The 20,432-nt window shown below is 41.3% G+C and carries 16 protein-coding genes; 9 read left to right on the forward strand and 7 right to left on the reverse strand.

The window, feature by feature from the left end:
- Nucleotides 1–433 precede the first annotated feature (433 nt).
- Complete coding sequence (locus CLI64_RS16910; RefSeq protein WP_103138298.1) at nt 434–5,827, forward strand: ATP-binding sensor histidine kinase; 5,394 nt, start codon at nt 434–436, stop codon at nt 5,825–5,827.
- 103 nt (nt 5,828–5,930) lie between these two features.
- On the opposite strand, the gene CLI64_RS31615 is transcribed toward CLI64_RS16910, so the two are convergent.
- Entirely contained in the window at nt 5,931–6,077 is a 147-nt protein-coding gene (locus tag CLI64_RS31615) for a hypothetical protein (RefSeq protein ID WP_225977372.1), read from the reverse strand.
- A complete protein-coding gene (locus tag CLI64_RS16915; RefSeq protein ID WP_103138299.1) occupies nt 6,062–6,490 on the reverse strand; it encodes a DUF6636 domain-containing protein in 429 nt (142 codons plus the stop codon). The genes CLI64_RS31615 and CLI64_RS16915 overlap by 16 nt, the downstream gene beginning before the upstream one ends.
- A 265-nt stretch (nt 6,491–6,755) precedes the next feature.
- Here CLI64_RS16915 and CLI64_RS16920 point away from each other — a divergent pair, with 265 nt between their 5' ends.
- The gene (locus tag CLI64_RS16920) at nt 6,756–7,976 is read left to right on the forward strand and encodes an RNA-guided endonuclease TnpB family protein (protein WP_103135726.1); all 1,221 of its coding nucleotides are present in this window, start codon (nt 6,756–6,758) and stop codon (nt 7,974–7,976) included.
- 375 nt (nt 7,977–8,351) lie between these two features.
- A complete protein-coding gene (cobS, locus tag CLI64_RS16925; RefSeq protein WP_103138300.1) occupies nt 8,352–9,125 on the forward strand; it encodes an adenosylcobinamide-GDP ribazoletransferase in 774 nt (257 codons plus the stop codon).
- 265 nt (nt 9,126–9,390) lie between these two features.
- Here the strand turns inward: cobS and CLI64_RS16930 are convergent, their stop codons facing one another.
- The 3 genes from CLI64_RS16930 to CLI64_RS16940 all read right to left on the reverse strand — a co-directional run bounded on the left by CLI64_RS16930 (nt 9,391) and on the right by CLI64_RS16940 (nt 11,118).
- On the reverse strand, nt 9,391–9,852 hold the full coding sequence (locus tag CLI64_RS16930) for a PPC domain-containing protein (RefSeq protein ID WP_103138301.1): 462 nt from the start codon (nt 9,850–9,852) through the stop codon (nt 9,391–9,393).
- 69 nt (nt 9,853–9,921) lie between these two features.
- Complete coding sequence (locus tag CLI64_RS16935) at nt 9,922–10,593, reverse strand: ComF family protein (protein WP_103138302.1); 672 nt, start codon at nt 10,591–10,593, stop codon at nt 9,922–9,924.
- 36 nt (nt 10,594–10,629) lie between these two features.
- A complete protein-coding gene (locus tag CLI64_RS16940) occupies nt 10,630–11,118 on the reverse strand; it encodes a GNAT family N-acetyltransferase (RefSeq protein WP_103138303.1) in 489 nt (162 codons plus the stop codon).
- A gap of 370 nt (nt 11,119–11,488) precedes the next feature.
- On the opposite strand from CLI64_RS16940, the gene CLI64_RS16945 reads away from it, so the two are divergent.
- Together CLI64_RS16945 and CLI64_RS16950 are read left to right on the forward strand one after the other, a co-directional pair.
- A complete protein-coding gene (locus tag CLI64_RS16945) occupies nt 11,489–11,788 on the forward strand; it encodes a type II toxin-antitoxin system RelE/ParE family toxin (protein ID WP_103138304.1) in 300 nt (99 codons plus the stop codon).
- 11 nt (nt 11,789–11,799) lie between these two features.
- A complete protein-coding gene (locus CLI64_RS16950; RefSeq protein ID WP_103138305.1) occupies nt 11,800–12,093 on the forward strand; it encodes a HigA family addiction module antitoxin in 294 nt (97 codons plus the stop codon).
- Between the two features lie 236 nt (nt 12,094–12,329).
- Here the strand turns inward: CLI64_RS16950 and CLI64_RS16955 are convergent, their stop codons facing one another.
- Together CLI64_RS16955 and CLI64_RS16960 are read right to left on the reverse strand one after the other, a co-directional pair.
- Nucleotides 12,330–12,737, reverse strand: a complete 408-nt coding sequence (locus CLI64_RS16955) for a VOC family protein (RefSeq protein WP_103138306.1) — start codon at nt 12,735–12,737, stop codon at nt 12,330–12,332.
- An 18-nt stretch (nt 12,738–12,755) separates the two neighbouring features.
- Nucleotides 12,756–13,355, reverse strand: coding sequence for a tRNA-(ms[2]io[6]A)-hydroxylase (locus tag CLI64_RS16960; RefSeq protein WP_103138307.1), 600 nt, complete (start codon nt 13,353–13,355; stop codon nt 12,756–12,758).
- Nucleotides 13,356–14,075: 720 nt separating this feature from the next.
- Between CLI64_RS16960 and CLI64_RS16965 the strand changes: the two genes are divergently transcribed.
- The 4 genes from CLI64_RS16965 to secA all read left to right on the forward strand — a co-directional run bounded on the left by CLI64_RS16965 (nt 14,076) and on the right by secA (nt 20,322).
- Entirely contained in the window at nt 14,076–15,695 is a 1,620-nt protein-coding gene (locus CLI64_RS16965) for a tetratricopeptide repeat protein (RefSeq protein ID WP_103138308.1), read from the forward strand.
- A 114-nt stretch (nt 15,696–15,809) separates the two neighbouring features.
- Nucleotides 15,810–16,379, forward strand: coding sequence for a hypothetical protein (locus CLI64_RS16970; protein WP_103138309.1), 570 nt, complete (start codon nt 15,810–15,812; stop codon nt 16,377–16,379).
- A 198-nt stretch (nt 16,380–16,577) separates the two neighbouring features.
- Nucleotides 16,578–17,111, forward strand: coding sequence for a cytochrome C (locus tag CLI64_RS16975; RefSeq protein WP_103138310.1), 534 nt, complete (start codon nt 16,578–16,580; stop codon nt 17,109–17,111).
- 421 nt (nt 17,112–17,532) lie between these two features.
- Nucleotides 17,533–20,322, forward strand: a complete 2,790-nt coding sequence (gene secA / locus CLI64_RS16980) for a preprotein translocase subunit SecA (RefSeq protein WP_103138311.1) — start codon at nt 17,533–17,535, stop codon at nt 20,320–20,322.
- Nucleotides 20,323–20,432: the final 110 nt, after the last annotated feature.

A 20,432-nucleotide genomic window follows, 5' to 3' on the forward strand; every position in this document is an offset into this window, starting at 1 on the left:
CAACATCTAGAAATCAAGATTAATAAGGCTTTCAGGCTGATAATGATTGAGTGTAGGGTACAGGTTCGGGATAGCATCAAAAAAAGCTCACACTAAGACATCAATAAAAATCTGTTTTAGATATAGAAATATCTCAATATGAGAGGATATGTAATCAAGTCAGCAAACTCACAATAATGTATTCTGTGAGTAGCAAAAACGCTGATGTAGACAGCTTGACGAAAGCAATAAATTTATTTTAATCAAAGAATTTAACACTAGAATAATGATAAGTATGATCATGAATAATATTACAGTATAGATAATGCACAGTAGAACGCCTCAGTTCATCTATTCTTGATATTATTTAACACCCAAAGTTGTTAGATTATTGATACATTTGGGCATTGTAATAATAGAAATAATTCGCCCAAGTGTATCAGTCATCGAGCTTATGACACCACAAGCAGCAAAATTCCCGGAAATTTCTGGCTACACAATCACAGAACAAATTTACCGGGGGTCACGTACTGCCGTGTATAGAGCCATACGAGAAAGTCAGAAATTGCCAGTCGTAATTAAGGTGCTGCAACAAGAATACCCCACATTTGGCGAATTAGTACAATTTCGCAACCAATACGCGATCGCCAAAAATCTACCAATCACAGGCATCATCCCACCCCTAAGTCTAGAACCCTATGGCAACAGCTACGCCCTGATCATGGCAGACTGGGGAGGAATATCCCTAGAAACATACATCCAGCAACAATCCCTAGACCTCACAGACACTTTAGCCATCGCCATCCAACTAGCAGAGATTCTCCACCAACTACACCAACATCGAGTCATCCACAAAGACATTAAACCCGCCAACATCCTCATACATCCCCAATCAAAACAAATTAAACTCATAGACTTAAGCATCGCCACCCTACTGCCCAAAGAAACCCCCCAAATCCAAAACCCCAGCACCCTAGAAGGCACCCTAGCCTACCTCGCCCCCGAACAAACCGGACGCATGAATCGCGGTATCGATTACCGCAGCGACTTTTATGCCCTAGGCATCACCCTGTATCAACTGCTCACAAGTCGCCTACCCTTCCTCGCAGACGACCCCCTAGAATTAGTCCACTGTCACATCGCTAAAATTGCCACACCCGTCCATCAACTCAATCCCCACATCCCAGAAATCCTAGGGGCAATCGTCGCCAAACTCATGGCTAAAAACGCCGAAGACCGTTACCAAAGTGCCTTGGGACTCCAGCATGACTTAGAGGTATGTTACAGCCAGTGGCAACAAACACGGTCAATTGCCCCATTCGACTTAGGACAAAGAGACTTATGCGATCGCTTCCTCATCCCCGAACAACTCTACGGCAGAGAAACCGAAGTCCAGTTACTACTGGAAGCTTTTGCACGAGTCGCCCAAGGCACATCAGAAATGATGCTAGTAGCGGGATTTTCCGGCATCGGTAAAACAGCCGTAGTCAACGAAGTACAGAAGCCGATTGTCAAACAACGGGGTTACTTCATCAAAGGCAAATTTGACCAATTTAATCGCAACATTCCCTTCTCAGCCTTTGTGCAAGGCTTCCGAGACTTAGTTGGGCAACTGTTAAGCGAAAGCGATACCCAATTGCAACACTGGAAACATCAGATTCTCGCCGCACTGGGAGAAAATGCCCAAGTGATTGTAGAACTGATTCCCGAACTAGAAAGAATTATTGGCAGACAACCCCCAGCACCAGAACTATCAGGCACCGCCGCCCAAAATCGGTTTAACTTGTTGTTTCACAGGTTTATGCAAGTCTTTACCGCCCCGGCACATCCGTTAGTGATGTTTGTCGATGATTTGCAATGGGCAGATTCCGCTTCCTTGAATTTGATTCAGGTATTAATGTCGGAGTCGCAAACGGGCTGTTTATTACTGTTAGGGGCATATCGGGATAATGAGGTGTTTGCCGCCCATCCGTTGATGTTGACTCTAAGTGGGATGGAAAAGGCAGGGGCAAAAATCCACACCATGACTCTACAACCACTGAGTTTTAGCAGTCTCAATCACCTGATTGCCGATACTCTTCATGCTCCCACATCTGTGGTGCAACCACTGACCCAACTGGTGATGCAGAAAACCCAGGGGAATCCCTTCTTTGCTACCCAATTTCTCCAGGCATTACATCAAGACCAGTTAATTCACTTTGACGCGAATGCCGGGTATTGGCAGTGTGATATTGTGCAGGTGCAAGATGCGGCTTTGACTGATGATGTGGTGGAATTGATGGCGCAGCAGTTGCAAAAGTTGCCAGCCACTACTCAGGGGATTTTAAGATTGGCGGCTTGTATGGGCGCGCAGTTTGATTTAACTACATTGGCGATCGTTTCTCGGCAATCCCCGGCCGAGGTGGCGACACAACTTTGGCAAGCCTTACAGGCGGGGTTGATTCTGCCCCATAGCGATTTGTACAAATTTTATTTATCTCCCACGCCAGCAACGTCCCATACTCTACAGGAAAACTGCAATTATCGCTTTCTCCATGACCGTGTCCAGCAGGCTGCTTATTCTTTGATTCCACAAGCTCTTAAACAGATTACTCACCTGAAAATCGGCAAATTGTTATTAGAAAATAGTAATACATCTTTCCAAGATAGTCATTTATTTGAAATTGTTCATCAGTTAAATTGTGGTAGTTCACTGATTACGGAATTAGAACAACGTTATCAATATGCCCAATTAAATTTACAAGCAGCTTGCAAGGCTAAAAACTCGACTGCATATAATGCAGCTTTAAATTATTTGGAGCAGGGAATGCAATTTCTGCCGATGGATAGCTGGGATAAAAATTATTATTTGACACGTTGTATATACGAATCGGCAGCAGAAGTGGCATTACTTAGCTGTGATTTTGCAAAGATGGAATCTTTAATTGCGATAGTTATAAAAAACACACATGACCTGTTGGAACAAGTCAAAGTTTATGAAATCAAGCTGCAAGCTTATCAATTGCAAAATCAGCAGATGCAGGCGATTAAAATTGGACGGGAAATCCTGCAAAAGCTAGGAGTGATACTGCCAGAATCTCTGACAATCTCAGATATCCAACAACGGGTACAACACACACTAAATCAGCTATCAAACTACACTACAGAAGACTTAATTAATTTACCCACCATCCAGAATGCGACTGCGATGGCGGCAGCGCGAATCATGACGAGTTTAGTTCCCTCGATTCATCAGGCTCATCCCCTTTTATTTCCAATTGTTGCCTGCGAAGAAGTTAATCTATCCCTACAATACGGAAACTCGCTTTTCTCTGCACCGGGCTATGCAGATTTTGGTATTATTGTTAGCTCTGTCTTATATCAAATAGAAACAGGTTATCGTTTTGGACAGCTGGCACTCCGGTTGATGGAGAAATTTAATGACAGTTCTGTTCAGAGCATGGTTATGTTTAAAGTAGCCGCATTTAATCAATCCAACCAACAAAATATACGGAACGCCATTTCTTTATTAAATAAATCCTACGAAGTTGCAATAGAAACAGGTGATTCTGTTCACGCGCTGGTTTCGACTTCATTTAGATTGTTCTACTCGTATTTGAGTGGAGAGAAACCCTTGCCAGATTTATTAGCAGAGGTTGAGGTTTATCAATCAAAATTTGCTCCGAGCCAACATTTCCTGAATTGGATATATATTATCCGCGCATCTATTCATAATTTTACTGAATTGAGTAACAATCCAGACTGTCTGGAGTCAGTTGATGCTGAAAATGAAAAATTATCTATTCTACTTACAGAAAATGATGAGTTAGCTCTGCATCTATTTTATTTAAGTAAATTAATACTGAGTTATTCATTCGGTTGTTTTGAAACTGCGATTCAGATAGCAGATCGAGGAGTGCAATATCTGAAAGCCGGTATCAGTATGCCGTCAGCACCAGCTTACTATTACTACGATTCATTAACCCGGTTAAAATTATACTCCCATCTTCCACCTTCATCTCAGGAGGAGCTTTTATCGAAAGTTGATTCTAACCAGAAGCATCTCTTGGTTTACGTGAATGCTGCTCCTATGAATTATCAGCATAAATATCACTTAGTAGAAGCAGTGCGTTTTTATAAGTTGGGTAAACGAACGGAGGCTATAGAATTTTTTGACTGTGCTGTTGCGGGAGCAAAAGCCAACGGATTTATTCAAGATGAAGCTCTAGCGAACGAACTAGCTGCTAAATTTTATCTCAATTGGGGCAAAGATAAATTTGCCGCAGGCTACATACAAGAAGCTTACTACTGTTACAGTCGTTGGGGTGCCAAAGCCAAAGTTGTCGATTTAGAAACCCGCTATTCCGAATTACTGCGCCCCATCCTACAACAAACAGTGACATCGTTTGATGTATTCACCACACTGATGACTATTGCTGCACCTGCGGTATCGGTTCATTATGACACTGATAGGAGTTTCAGTAATACCAGTCTCTATCAGGCTCTCGATTTTGGAACTCTCTTGAAAGCTTCTCAAGTCCTCTCTAGAACCATTCAACTAGATGAGCTACTAGAGAAACTCACCCAAATTATTCTGCACAATTCAGGTGGCGATCGCTGTGCGTTGGTGTACCCTGATGAAACCGGAGAATGGCAAGTGCGAGCGATCGCCACACCTGATTATGTACAACTGATTGCTGAACCTATCACCAACAATCCCAATATCCCGGTCAAATTAATTCAGTATGTTAAAAATACTCAAGAAACTGTGGTGATTAATGAACTCAAAACTGATTTACCTGTAATTGATGACTATCTCAGGGAACGTCAACCCAGGAGTATTTTGTGTCTACCACTGCTTAATCAAGGTAATCTGATTGGTATTTTATACCTGAAAAACCTGCTCACCAGTGGTGTTTTCACCCACGATCGCCTCTTGATTATCAACTTTCTCTGCACCCAAGCTGCCATCTCCCTAGAAAATGCCCGTCTCTATCAACAGGCGCAAACCTATACCCAACAGCTTGAGCAATCCCAATTGCAGGTAGTACAAAGCGAAAAAATGGCATCCCTGGGAAATCTGGTGGCTGGGGTTGCCCATGAAATCAATAACCCTATCGGTTTTCTCAATGGCAGCATCAGTAACAGCAAAGAATATGTACAAGATTTACTTGGGCATTTAGCTCTTTATCAACAGCATTATCCCAAACCAGTTGAACCAATTCGAGAAAATGCCGAAGCTATCGATCTGGAATTTCTTGCGGAAGACTTACCAAAGTTACTCAATTCGATGAAAGGAGCAACGGAGCGCATCACAGATATCAGTAATAGCCTCCGTACCTTCTCCCGTGCTGATACCGAATACAAAGTCTCTGCTAATCTCCATGAGGGACTCGATAGCACCTTATTAATTTTGAAATATCGCCTCAAAGCCAATGAACATCGCCCAGCGATTCAAATCATACAAGAGTTTGGAGATTTACCCCTAATTAAATGCTTCCCTGGACAGTTAAACCAAGTGTTTATGAATATCCTGGCCAATGCCATTGATATGTTCGACGAAATGGCACAAACTCAATCTTTTCAAGAACTGGAAGCCAATCCCCAAATAATTACCATTCGTACTGAAGTCATTTCTAACCAAGTTTATATCTGTATACGCGATAATGGCAAAGGTATGAAACAAGAAGTACAAGAGAAAATCTTTGACCATTTATTTACTACCAAAGCGGTAGGAAAAGGTACAGGATTGGGATTGGCGATCGCCCGCCAAATTGTGGTCGAAAAACATGGTGGTAGTTTAAATGTATGGTCTGAGCCAGGTCAAGGAACTGAGTTTACTATACAAATTCCATGTAGATATAAATAAAAAGAAATCAAGTCCATGATCATTACATATTCAACTGTGCGACGCAAAAATATCATACCAATTCAAAATTCAAAATGACGCTCGCGGACTCGCTAACGCTGCGCTAACAAAATTCAAAATTAAGAAAGTGATACTCAGCATACCTTTTAGGGTTTGCATCTGTATCGAATTTTCTGTGAATTGGTATCACAGCAAGAATGATGGCGATCGCTACTTGAAAGCTGAGATTAATAACTAGAATACCCGCCATTTTTCACGACTCAGAAAAAAGCCGTTTCCAGTGGTATTAGTGCAAGTTAAGCCAGTTCTGCGGGATACACAAGTAAAACCGCCATTACTCCAACTACTACCATAGGGAAGCACATATTTATTGCGATCGCGGATAGTATCACTAATACATAAAATATTCGGTTTACCAAATTCAGATAATAATAACCCATCGCCCCAATCGAATTCACAAAATCCTCGATAGGGTTGAGGTGGTCTAGGTCTTAGTGAACTACCAATTTCACAACGCAATTTTTCCTGTTCTTCCCCGACTAACTCACATTGAATATTGCCTGTAGGGGTTTGAAAGCCTGTTGTTTGCGCTAAACTCGATGTTGGTGTGAGTATAGCACTCATGGAAGTTATAGCGAAAAATAGTAATATTTTTTTATACATAAATGACCCCTTTGTAGAGTTATGTAAAGAGAGCGATCGCCCTCAAATTAATTATTTGATGCAATACAGTATAATTAAATTTATTTATCTAGCATGAGCTAGAAGACTCCCGTTATACTGCGTAAGCAGTTAGCGGGAGATGAATAGCGGTCAAAAAGAAGACACCCTGTTGAACAATATTTCGTATAACGAAATAAGTTCAACAGGGTAGTTGAGTTTTTGACAGTAAATATAGTAGACTACTTGATAGTAATTCTTGCAAAATATGATAGTCTACGAAGCAAAAGCAGAAGCAACAAAAGAACAGTTACTCAAAGTAAATGAAGCTTTGAGAACTGCTCTTTTTGTTCGCAATTCTTGTTTGCGCTATTGGATAGATGGTCATGCAAAAACTGGTTACGATTTGAATAAATATACGAAAGTTCTATCAGACAATCCTGGCTTTCCTTGGGTATCAAAATTGAACTCAACAGCAAGACAGGCAATGGCAGAACGTACCTGGGCGGCAATTAGCAGGTTTTTTGATAATTGCAAGAACAAGGTTTTAGGCAAGAAAGGTTTTCCTCGATTTCGCAAACTCCAGACAAGGGCATCTGTTGAATATAAGCAAAGTGGTTGGTCACTATCCGAGTGTCGCAACTACATAACATTCACAGATAAATTTGGAATTGGAACGATGAGATTGAGGGGGACTCGTGACCTGAATTACTATCAAATAAACCAGATAAAACGAGTCAGAATTGTGCGTCGTTCAGATGGGATATACATCCAATTCTGCATCGACCACGAAAGAAAAGAACAATTAGAGCCAACAGGTAAATCTCTGGCTCTGGATCTGGGATTAAACCATTTCTATACAGATAGTGATGGCAATAAAGTTGAGAATCCCAGATTTTTACGCAAATTCGAGAAAGCATTAAAAAAGGCACAACGTAGATTCTTTCGTTGTGCCAAAGGTTCTAAAAATCGTGCTAAAGCACGAAATAGATTAGGTAGAAAACACCTGAAATTGCAACGCCAGCGTCAAGATTGGTGCGTCAAGAAAGCACTAAGCGTAATCAAGTCGGCAGACTTTGTGGCATATGAACAATTACAGGTGCGGAACATGATCAAAAACCGCAAACTGGCGAAAAGTATCTCTGATGCCAGTTGGAGTATCTTCACTCAATGGTTGAAATATTTCGGCAAGGTATATGGGCGAGTGGTGGTTGCTGTCTCACCTGCATACACCACAATTGATTGCTCAAATTGTGGGCATCAAGTCTATAAAACTCTCAGCACTAGGACACACAGTTGTCCTAATTGCTCCTACACTGCTTGCCGAGATTACAATGCTAGTCGCAATATCCTCAACAAAGGATTAGAACTGTTTAAAAATACTGCTGGGCAAGCAGGAATATACGCCTTTGGAGAGTCTGACCTCTGCTTGGAGAAGGCAACTTCTCAGAGTAAGTCATCTCAGCGAAAGAGGAAAGTCTCACAGTGATGTGAGAATCCCCCGCTATACCTTGTAAGCGGTTAGCGGGGGAGAATGTCAAAGTTGTTAATATCTTCATGAATAAAAAAGAGGTAGGTTGAATTAACCTATCTCTTGTTAGCTTGCTATGGAATTAATCATCATTAGTTTGGTGAATCTAAACAATTCACAATTGTCGCCCACAAAATCATCGGTGAACCAACTCCTAAACAGAACAACCACTGTTGTAAATTCAAAGGTGTAGTTATTAGTCAATAGTCAATAGTCATGATTCTAGCGTCTTTCTTTGCGCCTACCGCAAGCGGTTCCGCGTTAGCGGTATGCGTGAGGCAAAAAAGATTTATGCAAGAGGTGTATTAGTCATTCATCATATTAATTATCAATATGTTTAAGCTGTTGAAATGGGGGAAAAAAATCTTCTTGAAATTCGTGGCAAGTATGATTTTTTATACTAGTATTCCTTTGCCTTATATCAATGGCTTAGAATTTCAGGATGTATCCCGTTTTGCTCCGGTGGTGGGATTAATAATTGGGGGAATTCTGGGCTGTTTGGATGTGGGGATGAGTTATCTGGGTGTACCGATGTTGACTCGTAGTGCTTTGATAGTTGCTGTGTGGATGGGTATCACTGGGGGACTACATTTAGATGGGGCGATGGATACGGCTGATGGTTTGGCTGTGGGGAATCCAGAACGTAGACTGGAAGTGATGGCGGATAGTGCTACGGGTGCATTTGGGGCAATGGTAGCGATCGCCTTAATATTATTAAAAACCACCGCTTTAACTGATATCACAGATAACCGTTGGCTAATATTGATGGCTGCTTGTGGCTGGGGACGTTGGGGACAACAGCTAGCAATTTGCTGTTATCCTTACCTAAAACCCACAGGTAAAGGTGCATTTCACAAACAAGCCATCAGTTCCTACCAAGATTTACTCCCTGGATGGTTGTTAATGTTGGCGGTGAGTAGCTTATTTTACTTGCTAGATGGCAACAGGATAATTTTACCTCTAACAATAGTGATAGCTGGGGGTGCGATCGCTGTTTGCACAGGTGCTTGGTTCAATCACAAATTAGGTGGACACACAGGCGACACCTACGGCGCAGTCGTAGAGTGGACAGAAGCGTTATTTCTGTGCGTACTCACCACCCTATAAAACCAATTCGCAATTCGCAATTCGCAATTCGCAATTTATTCAGCCACCCACAAGGGGGAGCCAGTCTCGTGGGCGGGTTTCCCGACTTGAGAGAACTGGCGTTGGGGTTTTTACCTACCTTCTCTACGAGAGGCTACGCCAAGGGAAACAAGGATTTTTTCGCCCACCAAGGGTTTTAGCGTAGCGGGACGCAAGTCCGGTTTTGAACCTAGCTTTCTCCGATAAATACTCAGCACTCAGCACTCAGCACTCACTACTCAGCAATCTACTTCATAGGCTGTAATTTCGTCACCTTTAATTTAAAAGGCCCTACTCCAGTTTCGCCAAAAGAACGGACACGAATAATAAAAGTCCCTGTTTCGTTGATGCGGGTAAACAGTAGAGAATTGCTAGTACCGTCGGGGCCATCGTCATTTTCAGCTAATGTTGAACCGTCGGGTGCTAATAATGTAATGATGCTATCAAAACTTTCGGAACTTAAATCAACGGCTAAGTTATCACCCTTATTCAATTTAACAGCATAATCACGAGCAAACCCACCTTGACCTGTGGGGATATCTTTTTCGGAGAGGGTGTCACTGATTTCTTTAAAATCAGTCAACATAATTGGACTGTACAACTTACTGTTTTGAGCAAAAGTTGTGGTTGTCGTGATACCAATTACAAATAATGTTGTGGGCAATACGATAAATTTACGGAAATTATTAATAATAAATCTACTGAGCATAATAGGCAATGTTCCCAAAATCACAGGGCAATTTGGTTAATTATAGATTTTTCACAGATAAAGTGACCATTAATTTTTGCTGCTTTTGTCTTTGAGGGGAGTAGCCACGGCGGCTAATCCTAAGACGACAACTCCCGCTTGACGCAGGGTGGTGACAGCAGATTTAGCAGTTGCACCGGTAGTATAAATGTCATCTATTAGCAACACTGAGGCGTTTTTGTGGCGTTTGAGCAAATCTGACTCAATCACAAAAGCTTCAGCCAAGTTTTTCTCTCGCTCAGATACTGATAAGCCAAACTGCGCTTGTGTTTCGCGGGTTCTGACCAAACCATTGAGTTTTAATTTTAAGCCCGTGGTTTGACAAAAGCTTTGAGCAATTAACGCCGCTTGGTTATAACCCCGTTGTTTTTGTTTGTTGGTGTGCATGGGAATGGGGATGACTACGATTTGTTGCTCTTGATGAAGTGAATGTAATAACCAAGTTTCTCCTAACCATTGTCCTAAAGGTCGAGCGATTTGGGGCTGATTCTCATATTTCATCACCGCGATCGCTCGTTTGACAAGCCCACCATATATTCCCCAACTCAAAACGGGTGTTGGCGGTTTCCACAAGGCTTGGGGTTGGGGATGATGACATTTTTGTAATTGTCTAGTGCAGTTTTCGCAAACTACACCAGATGTGGAACGCTGGCACAAAGGGCAGTTAGATTGTAAAAATAAATCCAGAAACCCTTTGAGCATAATTTAATACCTTCCCCATTCCCTATTCCCTATTCCCTATTCCCCATTTAAATATTTCACATACACGCGATCGCAGCGTGCAGTTTCTAAACCCGTAGCTGGCTGATAACCGTGGTTTTCATATAATTTGACTGCTTCTACCAACACACTGGCGGTTTCAATCCAAATTTGCTTAAAACCACGGTCAGCGATCGCTGCTTCTAACTGTTGTAACAAATATTTCCCTAATCCTAAACCCCTTACACTTGGTAAAAGATACATTTTTCTAATTTCGACGGCATTTTCTCCGCGATGGGTGGGATAATATGCCCCCGTACCAACTATTTGGCTTTGGTGTTCAATTACCCAAAATTCGCCTCCTGTACTTAAGTAGCATTCCTCTACTTCCAGTACATCACGGTCAGCTCCTTTGGGTTCCCAACCCAGCCCGTATTCTGATAACACGTAACTGATGATAGCGGCGGCTTTAGTGCGATCGCTTTTTTGCCAGTTACGAATTAAGAAATCTTTATAGTAGCTGTGCATTACTGTGTGTGGGTCAGGTGTGTACAGAAAAGTCTTCTGGATTTATTCCCGAATTTTACCCAGCATATAGCTTCTCTAGCTGATTCTAACTCAGGTGAAGCCTCAAAGCATGAATTTTGCCTATGCTTAATAGTCAGCAAGCCAAGGTTTTGGGATGGAGTTGGAGGTTAGTATGACTGTGTAAATAATTCAATGCTTGTAGTCAGGACTTTAGTCCTAAGAAAAGGGCTGAAGCACTCACTACTAGTTTGATTTATGCCCACCGACTGACTTAAATGCGATCAGATAAATCTTTTATGCTAATATTATATCTTATAATTACGAGTAACGTAACTCATAACAGGCACTGCCTTCTTATGACTAAGTATGTATGTCTTCCTCAGATGAATACCCTAAATACAAGGATAAAAGAACGGAGAGATTTGCATTAGGAGAAAGAGTTAAAGAGTTTCAATCTTTTGAAAGACAAGCACAAAAAAGACTGGATATTTTAGAAGCAGCCCCAAATAAAGAAGCTTTGATGCAATTACCAAGTAATCGCTTTGAGTCATTAGGAGGTGATAGAAAAGGTCAGTATAGTATCAGAATCAATGAACAATGGAGAATTTGTTTTAATTGGCCTGATGATTTTCTGAAGCCCTTCAATATAGAAATTACAGATTATCACTAAAGGAAAGTTAAATGGCACGTCCACCAATTCACCCTGGCGAAATTCTTGCTGATGAAATTGCTGAACTAAATATGAGTGCGAGTGATTTAGCGCGTGTTCTTCATGTTCCTAAAAACAGAATTACTGAAATTATTCATGGGAGACGAGGAATAACAGCCGATACAGCGTTGAGATTAGGACAATATTTTGGCACTGGCGGAGAATTTTGGCTCAATCTCCAGAAAAACTATGAATTGAGGTTAGCTGAACAAAAAGTTGGCAAGGAAATTCAAGAAACTATCTGTCCTCGTGTCTTAGTATCTTAAAATTTATCAAACTTTTATTTGACATAAGGATTAATTATTATAAAAAATCCTATGGTTCAAGAAGGCGGGAAGCAGAGTTCAGGAAAGAATCCCTGAGCAAAAATTTGGATTAAGTGAGCAAAAACAGCATCTCCTGAATTCGCTACAAATTCTCTGCGTACCTCTGCGTTTACCCTTCTTTTTCCTCTGCTTTTAAATCTTCACTGTGCATTCACAATAGAGCAAACAGCAGTATCTTAATTCAAACTACTCATATTGCTGAAGATTTCAATCAAATTGCCATCAGGGTCACGAAAATGGGCTGTTCTTAAACCCCATTCTGGACGATCCATTGGCTGAGTCACAATAATGGCATTATTTTCTTTGAGATGATAATACAACTCATCAACATTATCTACAGCAAACACCAAAGCCATTTTGTTTTGACAATCCATTGCTGACGGCTGATAAGCACTGGGAATAGCTTCCGCCATTAATTCTTTTCTAAACAAAGCCAATTTAATATAGTCGCCTGTGTGTAACTCGGCGTAACCGCTATTTTCATCACCCCAATCTATAACAAATCCCAAGACATCCCGATAAAAAAGAAAGCAGTCTTTGTAATTGGAAACTAGCAGCCTGATATGTGTTAATTGTAGAAACATAAATAATGTGTGGTTCTATTAACTATGAATTCTCGGTTCTGGATGTAAATTTGCCAGCAAATCGCTTTCAATTATTGATAATTCATCTAGCCGTTGATTGACAATCTCTCGGTCAAAGTAAGTGTCTGCTAAAACCCAATAAGTACCAAAGTGCCTTGCTTCAGATGCCATTAAACTTCTATAAAATTTAGCTAATTCTAAATCAGGACAGTGTACGGCTAATAGTCCTAACCGTTCATGGCTACGGGCTTCAATTAACCCCGTTACCAGTAGGGAGTCTAAAAACCGTTCTGGTTCTTGAGAGCGGACAGCAGCTTTTAAACCTGCACCGTAGGGAGGCGGTGGTAAGGGTGCTAGAGGGATATTTCTTTTTTCTAGCCACTGATTGACTAATTCAAAATGTTCGAGTTCTTCACGGGCGATCGCTGTTAATTCTCTCACCATTTTAGTATTAGAAGGGTAGCGAAACATAAAGTTTAATGCCACACCAGCCGCTTTACGTTCACAATGGGAATGATCAAGCAAGATGATGTCTAAATTAGCGATCGCTTGTTTTATCCAAGCATCACTAGTAGGTTGCTTTAGGGCATTGATAGTTTTTAATGCAGAAATAGACACAGGGAGATAAAACTTAATAACTTTAGTTTGATCTTGATTTTAATGTGAGTAATGATATTTTGCGTTATCTGTGATTAAAAAGGTTAGGTGATCGCTGTTCGTAATATAATTCAAAGCATTGCAGACATGAGGTGTTAGTTACTTGACATCAATTATACCCACACTCACTGCAATATTCATGGCTAGCCGTCAATAAAAAAATTCTAGCCCAGCTCACCTTCGTATTTATCAGCAATTGATAAGCAGCTACAAGTACCTGTACAAATAGATATTATACTCAGCTAGATTAAATTATTTTCTTCTAGCTGTTGCCTAAATTTAAGTAAATCACCAGAATGTAAGAAAACGCTGACCTCATGCCACAATTGCTACTGTTGACTCAGATCCAATCGTACTAATAGAGACTAAATTCTCTGACATTCTGGTGCTATCTTAGCGGTATCTCCGCCATTAGGGTAAAAGTAAAGGGCTTTGAAAGCATATAACAGTTATCATGAACTTATTGTATCAAGACACACATTTTGCCTTTGGTTTTGTTGGGATAACAATTAATATGAAGAATCTTATATATTTTTATCTTTTATGAAATGGTTAAAACCTATAGATTGAGAAAATACTAGTTGCGTTAAGTTAGCTAAACAAGAGTTACTTGTAAACTAGGTTTACTTTAATTGCATATATTATTAAAATAACTTCAGCAAAAAATTCGCAGAACTTTACATGGATTGGATTACATTACTGCGATCGCTACAGTCTGATTTTATCAAAAGGTTATCATCTGGTTGTTTACTGCATTGCGAAACCGAAGGTCAATACAGTGAGTTAACAGTCATCTCTGGTGAGAGATTAAAGGCCTTGCGGAATTTCTGCTGGCAAATGGCAGAAAAATATAAACGAGTTTCCCCAGTACGGGATGTTTTTATTAGCTACCTCAAAGGGAAATTAGGTGAAGAAGTCGTTAAAGAACGTCTAGCTGATTTGATTACAGAAGTAGACTATGAAAAACGATTTGGCGGAGATGGTAAAATAGATTTTACCCTGACATCTGATCCATCAATTGGCGTTGAAGTCAAATCTCGCCACGGTAGTATTGAGCGGGTAAGATGGTCAGTTAGTTCAGAAGAAGTAGAAAAAAATGCAGTGGTAGTTTGCATTTTAATTCAAGAAGCTGTGCATGAGGCTCAATCAGAATATCACCTGTTTTTAGCTGGATTTCTCCCCACCAGAATGATTAAGTTAAAAACGGGTAGTATCTCTTTTGGAATTGAGCAGTTATTGTATGCGGGGGGATTGTATGCCTATTTAGAATATTTACAATCTCACAATCAGCATCATCCTATTACTCAAGCCTACTTACTAGAAAAACAGCAAATTAAAGCAGAGATACAGCAACCAATCATCGCTAGAAAGGCTGAAAATAACAACGTTTTTATTGATAACCGCCAAGAATTGAATATAGACCACAAAAAATTAGGCGATGAATGTTTAGCCAAAGGGGAATATACAGAGTCTATCAATTATTATAGTCAGGCATTGAAATTAGATGCACGTAACGCAGAAATATACTATCAACGTGGAATTGCTTATCATCAACTAGAAGATTATGAAAGAGCGATCGCAGATTATTCTCAAGTTATCAACCTCAATGCAAATGATGCCAAAGCCTACTATAAACGCGGTTCAGCACTATCACAAATAGGTAATTATGAGGCAGCAATTAATGATTATACCCAAGCGATTATCATCAATCCTCATGTTGCTATTACCTATAAAAACCGTGCCGAAGCCCGTTCCTTTTTAGGAGATAATCAAGGCGCAATTGAAGATTATACTCAAGCAATTAAAATTAATCCCATGTATGCAGATATATCCAAAAACCCTGATATTGCCCGTTATCTTGTTAAATACCAACCAGGATTTAATCAAGTAATTCCGATTAAATCGCAGGATGCCAATGCTTATAAAAATCGGGGTAACGTGCGGGCTGATATTGGTGATTATCAAGGCGCGATCGCAGATTATACCCAAGCATTACAGATTAATCCCCATCTAGCTGATGTGTATTATAATCGGGGTAACGTGCGCTGTGATCTAGGTGATGAAGAAGGGGCGATCGCCGATTACACTCAAGCCATCCAAATTAATCCTAATTATGCCGATGCCTACTACAATCGTGGCAATGTTTACACTGATATGAAAAATCTGCAAGCAGCAATCACAGACTTTCAAAAAGCAGCAAATATTTATCATCAAGAAGGAAATTTAGCAGCCCTTAAAGACGCAAAAGATAGAATATTAGAATTAGAAATTATAGCATCGATAGATGTGTTAAATTTTTAATGCTTATCTACTCAGATAAAATTATTTAATAGTAATTTTTCTCACTCATGCGTAATTGTCATTCAAAAATGGGAAATACAAAGTTAGTAGTCCCATAAAACCAGAGTTGACAACATGATTCTACGTTTAAAAAAACTCACTCAAGTTTGTGCTGTTCTATTATTACTCAGTGCTAGTAGTATCCATCAATCAGCAATAGCTAACACCAACAATCAAAGACAAACATTAGCAAAACAGCACATTATAGCTGTAAATTCTCAGTCACATTCAGTTTTTAACCCCATTCTGCCTAAATTAAAGCAAAAAAGCCGCATTAAAATTTTATTACCTAAATATATTCCTGAATCTGACGGCACAAACCCAATTTATGCCATTCTCGAAACATCCACACCCAAAAAATATGACATTCTCTTAGGATTCACCCCTGACTGCAATGGTGGGACAGCTTGTCGTTTAGGTGTAGTATCTGCTGAAGCCGTCACCCGCAAAACACCGCGCCTCACCGGTAAACGCGTCGTTTTAGCTAAAGGAATCACTGGTTACTTTGTAGATTCTCGTTGTGGTGCTAACTGCTCAGATGCCACCTTAACTTGGCGGCAACAAGGCGTACAGTATAGTCTAGGGTTAAAAGCTGGTAAGCGTGAATCTTTAATTAAAATGGCTAACTCTGCTATTAATCCATGAGTTGAGGGAGTGGTGAGTGCTGATGGAGAAATAAATCCTACCTTGTTTGTCCACCTTGTCTCCAGTTCCCAGTTCCCAGTCCCCAATCTCCAGCCCCCAGTATCAAAAATATTTACCCATATTCGCAACATCGTCAATGCAGCTTAAGTCTTATTATGAGCAATGAGGGATAAATCTAAGTATCTGGGAATGTGAGGAATGTCAAATCTGGTAAAACGTAAGTCCCGTCAACCCAAACTCAAACGCCGTCCTCTAGGATTAATCTTGACCATTCTCCTTTGGAGTTTGGTTATGGGCTGGCTACTAGCCATAGCCACTAGCGCGCAAAGTGCCACACCTGCATCAGACATTGGTACAGTTGACGTAGTTCCTGCCAGATATCAACTAGGACAAGAACTATATCTAGAAAATTGCTCTAGTTGTCACATTGCATTACCACCGGCGGTTTTACCTACCCAAACTTGGAAAAACCTCTTAGAAGATTCACAGCACTACGGCGTAAATATCCAGCCTTTATTAGATCCCAACCGGAATCTAGTTTGGCGATATCTTTCCACATTCTCCCGTTCTCAGTTAAAAGACGAAGCAACACCTTATCGGGTGAATAATTCTCGCTACTTTAAAGCGTTACATCCCCAAGTCGAGTTACCGAAACCCGTGCAGATCAGTAGTTGTGTCAGTTGTCATCCCAGTGCGAAGGAGTATAATTTTCGCCGCTTGAGTTCGGAGTAGGGATTGGGGATTGGGGACTGGGGATTGGAAGGTAGACAAGGTAGACAAGGTAGACAAGGTAGATTTTATTTCTTAACTCATTACTCACTACTCTTACTCAGCATCGGCTAAACGCCGCGCTACCGCTAACAGCACGGGCTAACGCCCCGCTTCCGCTAACAGCACTCACCACTCACCACTCCTCATCTGTGGGCAAAATGATACTATTAAAGGAGTTTACAATTTGAACTGCGAAATCAAACGGATCATCTAAATAGAGATGGAATCCCAATTTTGCTATTTTGCTGTTTTTGAGTTAATTTCCCTCTCATACCTATCCATTACTTACATACAATGGCTAGGTTGGGTTAAGTTCTTATAATCAATATAATAATCAAACCCTTTTAATTCCCATCCCCTCAATTTAGTTCCATAATCTGCCATGCTAAAACTCCTGTTGGGCGATCCCAACGCTCGTAAGCTGAAAAAATACCAACCCTACATTACAGAAATTGATCTTTTGGAAGAAGAGATACAAACTCTTTCTGATGAAGATTTGAAAGGCAAAACAGCAGAGTTTAAACAAAGGCTTGCCAAAGGCGAAACCCTTGATGATCTTCTGCCAGAAGCCTTTGCCGTGGTGAGAGAGGCAGGAAAACGAGTCTTAGGGTTGCGACACTTCGATGTCCAGTTATTGGGCGGTGCGATTCTGCACTCTGGGCAAATTGCGGAAATGAAAACCGGCGAAGGTAAAACCCTAGTGGCAACTTTACCGAGTTATCTGAATGCTCTTACAGGTAAGGGTGTACACGTAGTCACTGTTAACGATTACCTGGCTCGTCGGGACGCGGAATGGATGGGACAGGTGCATCGGTTTCTGGGTTTGAGTGTGGGGTTAATTCAATCAACCATGAATCCCAGTGAACGTAAAAAAAATTATGATTGTGATATAACTTACGTTACTAACAGCGAAGTCGGCTTTGACTATCTGCGGGATAACATGGCGACATCGATGGCTGATGTGGTACAGCGTCCTTTTAATTACTGCGTAATTGACGAAGTAGACTCCATCTTAATTGATGAGGCGCGTACACCTTTAATTATCTCTGGTCAGGTAGAAAGACCAACAGAAAAGTATCTCAAAGCGGCGGAAATTGCTTTGACGCTGAAAACTGAAGAACATTACGAGGTAGACGAAAAAGCTCGTAACGTTCTGTTAACAGATGAAGGTTTCGCACAAGCGGAAGAACTTTTGGGTGTAACAGATTTATTTGACCCTGAAGACCCTTGGGCGCACTTTGTCTTTAATGCGATTAAAGCAAAAGAACTGTTCCTCAAAGATGTGAATTACATTGTCCGTAATGGGGAAGTGGTAATTGTTGATGAATTTACCGGACGGGTGTTACCTGGAAGACGCTGGAGTGATGGCTTACACCAAGCCATTGAAGCTAAAGAACACGTAGAAATTCAGCCAGAAACCCAAACCTTGGCGACAATTACTTATCAAAACTTGTTCTTGTTGTATCCCAAATTGTCAGGGATGACGGGAACGGCGAAGACAGAGGAAGCCGAGTTTGAGAAGATTTACAAACTAGAAGTTACAGTTATTCCCACCAATAGAATCAGAAAACGGGAAGACTTATCTGATTTGGTATTTAAGAAAGAAACAGGTAAGTGGCGGGCGATCGCTAATGAATGTGCCGAAATGCACGAACAAGGTAGACCCGTTCTCGTGGGAACTACTAGTGTAGAAAAATCGGAATATCTCAGCCAATTACTCAAAGCACAAGGCATTCCCCACGAATTACTCAACGCTAGACCAGAAAACGTAGAACGGGAAGCGGAAATTGTCGCTCAGGCAGGACGCAGGGGTGCTGTTACTATCGCTACCAACATGGCGGGGCGTGGTACAGATATCATCCTTGGTGGTAACTCCGAATACATGGCGCGCTTGAAACTGCGGGAATATTTGATGCCCCGTATTGTCAGACCAGAGGACGAAGATGTATTTGGTGTACAAAGGGCATCTGGTTTACCTGGGGGACATGGCGGCGGTCAAGGTTTCACCCCTGGGAAGAAAGTCAAAACTTGGAAAGCTTCACCAGAGATTTTCCCCACCCAACTTTCTCCAGAAGCCGAAAAATTATTAAAAGAAGCTGTAGATTTTGCGGTGCGTGAGTATGGCGATCGCGCTTTACCAGAACTCGAAGCAGAAGATAAAATCGCCGTAGCTGCCGAGAAAGCACCTACTGATGACCCCGTGATTCAGAAATTGCGGGATGCTTACAAGCGGGTGAAGCACGAATACGAAGAATTTACCGAACGCGAACATAATGAAGTGATAGAACGGGGTGGACTGCACGTCATTGGTACAGAACGCCACGAATCACGCCGGATTGATAACCAGTTGCGGGGACGCGCCGGACGACAAGGCGACCCTGGTTCAACAAGATTCTTTCTGAGTTTAGAGGATAACCTACTGCGGATTTTTGGAGGCGATCGCGTTGCCGGTTTAATGGAAGCCTTCAACGTAGAAGACGATATGCCCATTGAGTCGGGAATGTTAACCCGCAGTTTAGAAGGCGCGCAAAAGAAAGTTGAAACCTACTACTACGACATCCGTAAACAGGTGTTTGAGTATGACGAGGTAATGAACAACCAACGCCGCGCCATCTACGCCGAACGTCGCCGGGTTTTAGAAGGTCAAGACCTAAAAGAACAGGTGATTAAGTACGCCGAAAAAACGATGGACGACATCGTTGACTACTACATCAACCCTGATTTGCCCTCGGAAGAGTGGGAATTAGACAAATTGGTGGAGAAAGTTAAGGAGTTCGTCTATTTGCTATCTGATATGCAAGCTAGTCAATTAGAAGACATGGGAATGGGCGAGATCAAAGCCTTTCTGCATGAACAGGTACGCATTGCCTATGACCTCAAGGAAGCGCAAATTGACCAAATTCAGCCAGGATTGATGCGTCAAGCTGAACGTTTCTTCATCTTGCAGCGTATTGATACCCTCTGGCGGGAACACCTGCAACAAATGGATGCTTTGCGTGAGTCCGTTGGTTTGCGTGGTTACGGACAGAAAGACCCGCTTATTGAGTATAAGAGCGAGGGTTATGAGTTGTTCTTGGATATGATGGTCAACATCCGCCGAGATGTGGTCTACTCGCTGTTCATGTTCCAGCCTCAGCCGCAGCCAATGGTGCAAACTTCTGAGATGGTGTAAGGAAATAATTTCACGCAAAGACGCGGAGGCACAGAGAGTTTTATGAGTGCCTTTGCGTTTTTTTTGGCGTTGCATAAATGCGGGATGAATTGGGACTTTTATACACAGCA

The organism is Nostoc sp. CENA543 (assembly GCF_002896875.1).
GTDB lineage: Bacteria > Cyanobacteriota > Cyanobacteriia > Cyanobacteriales > Nostocaceae > Trichormus.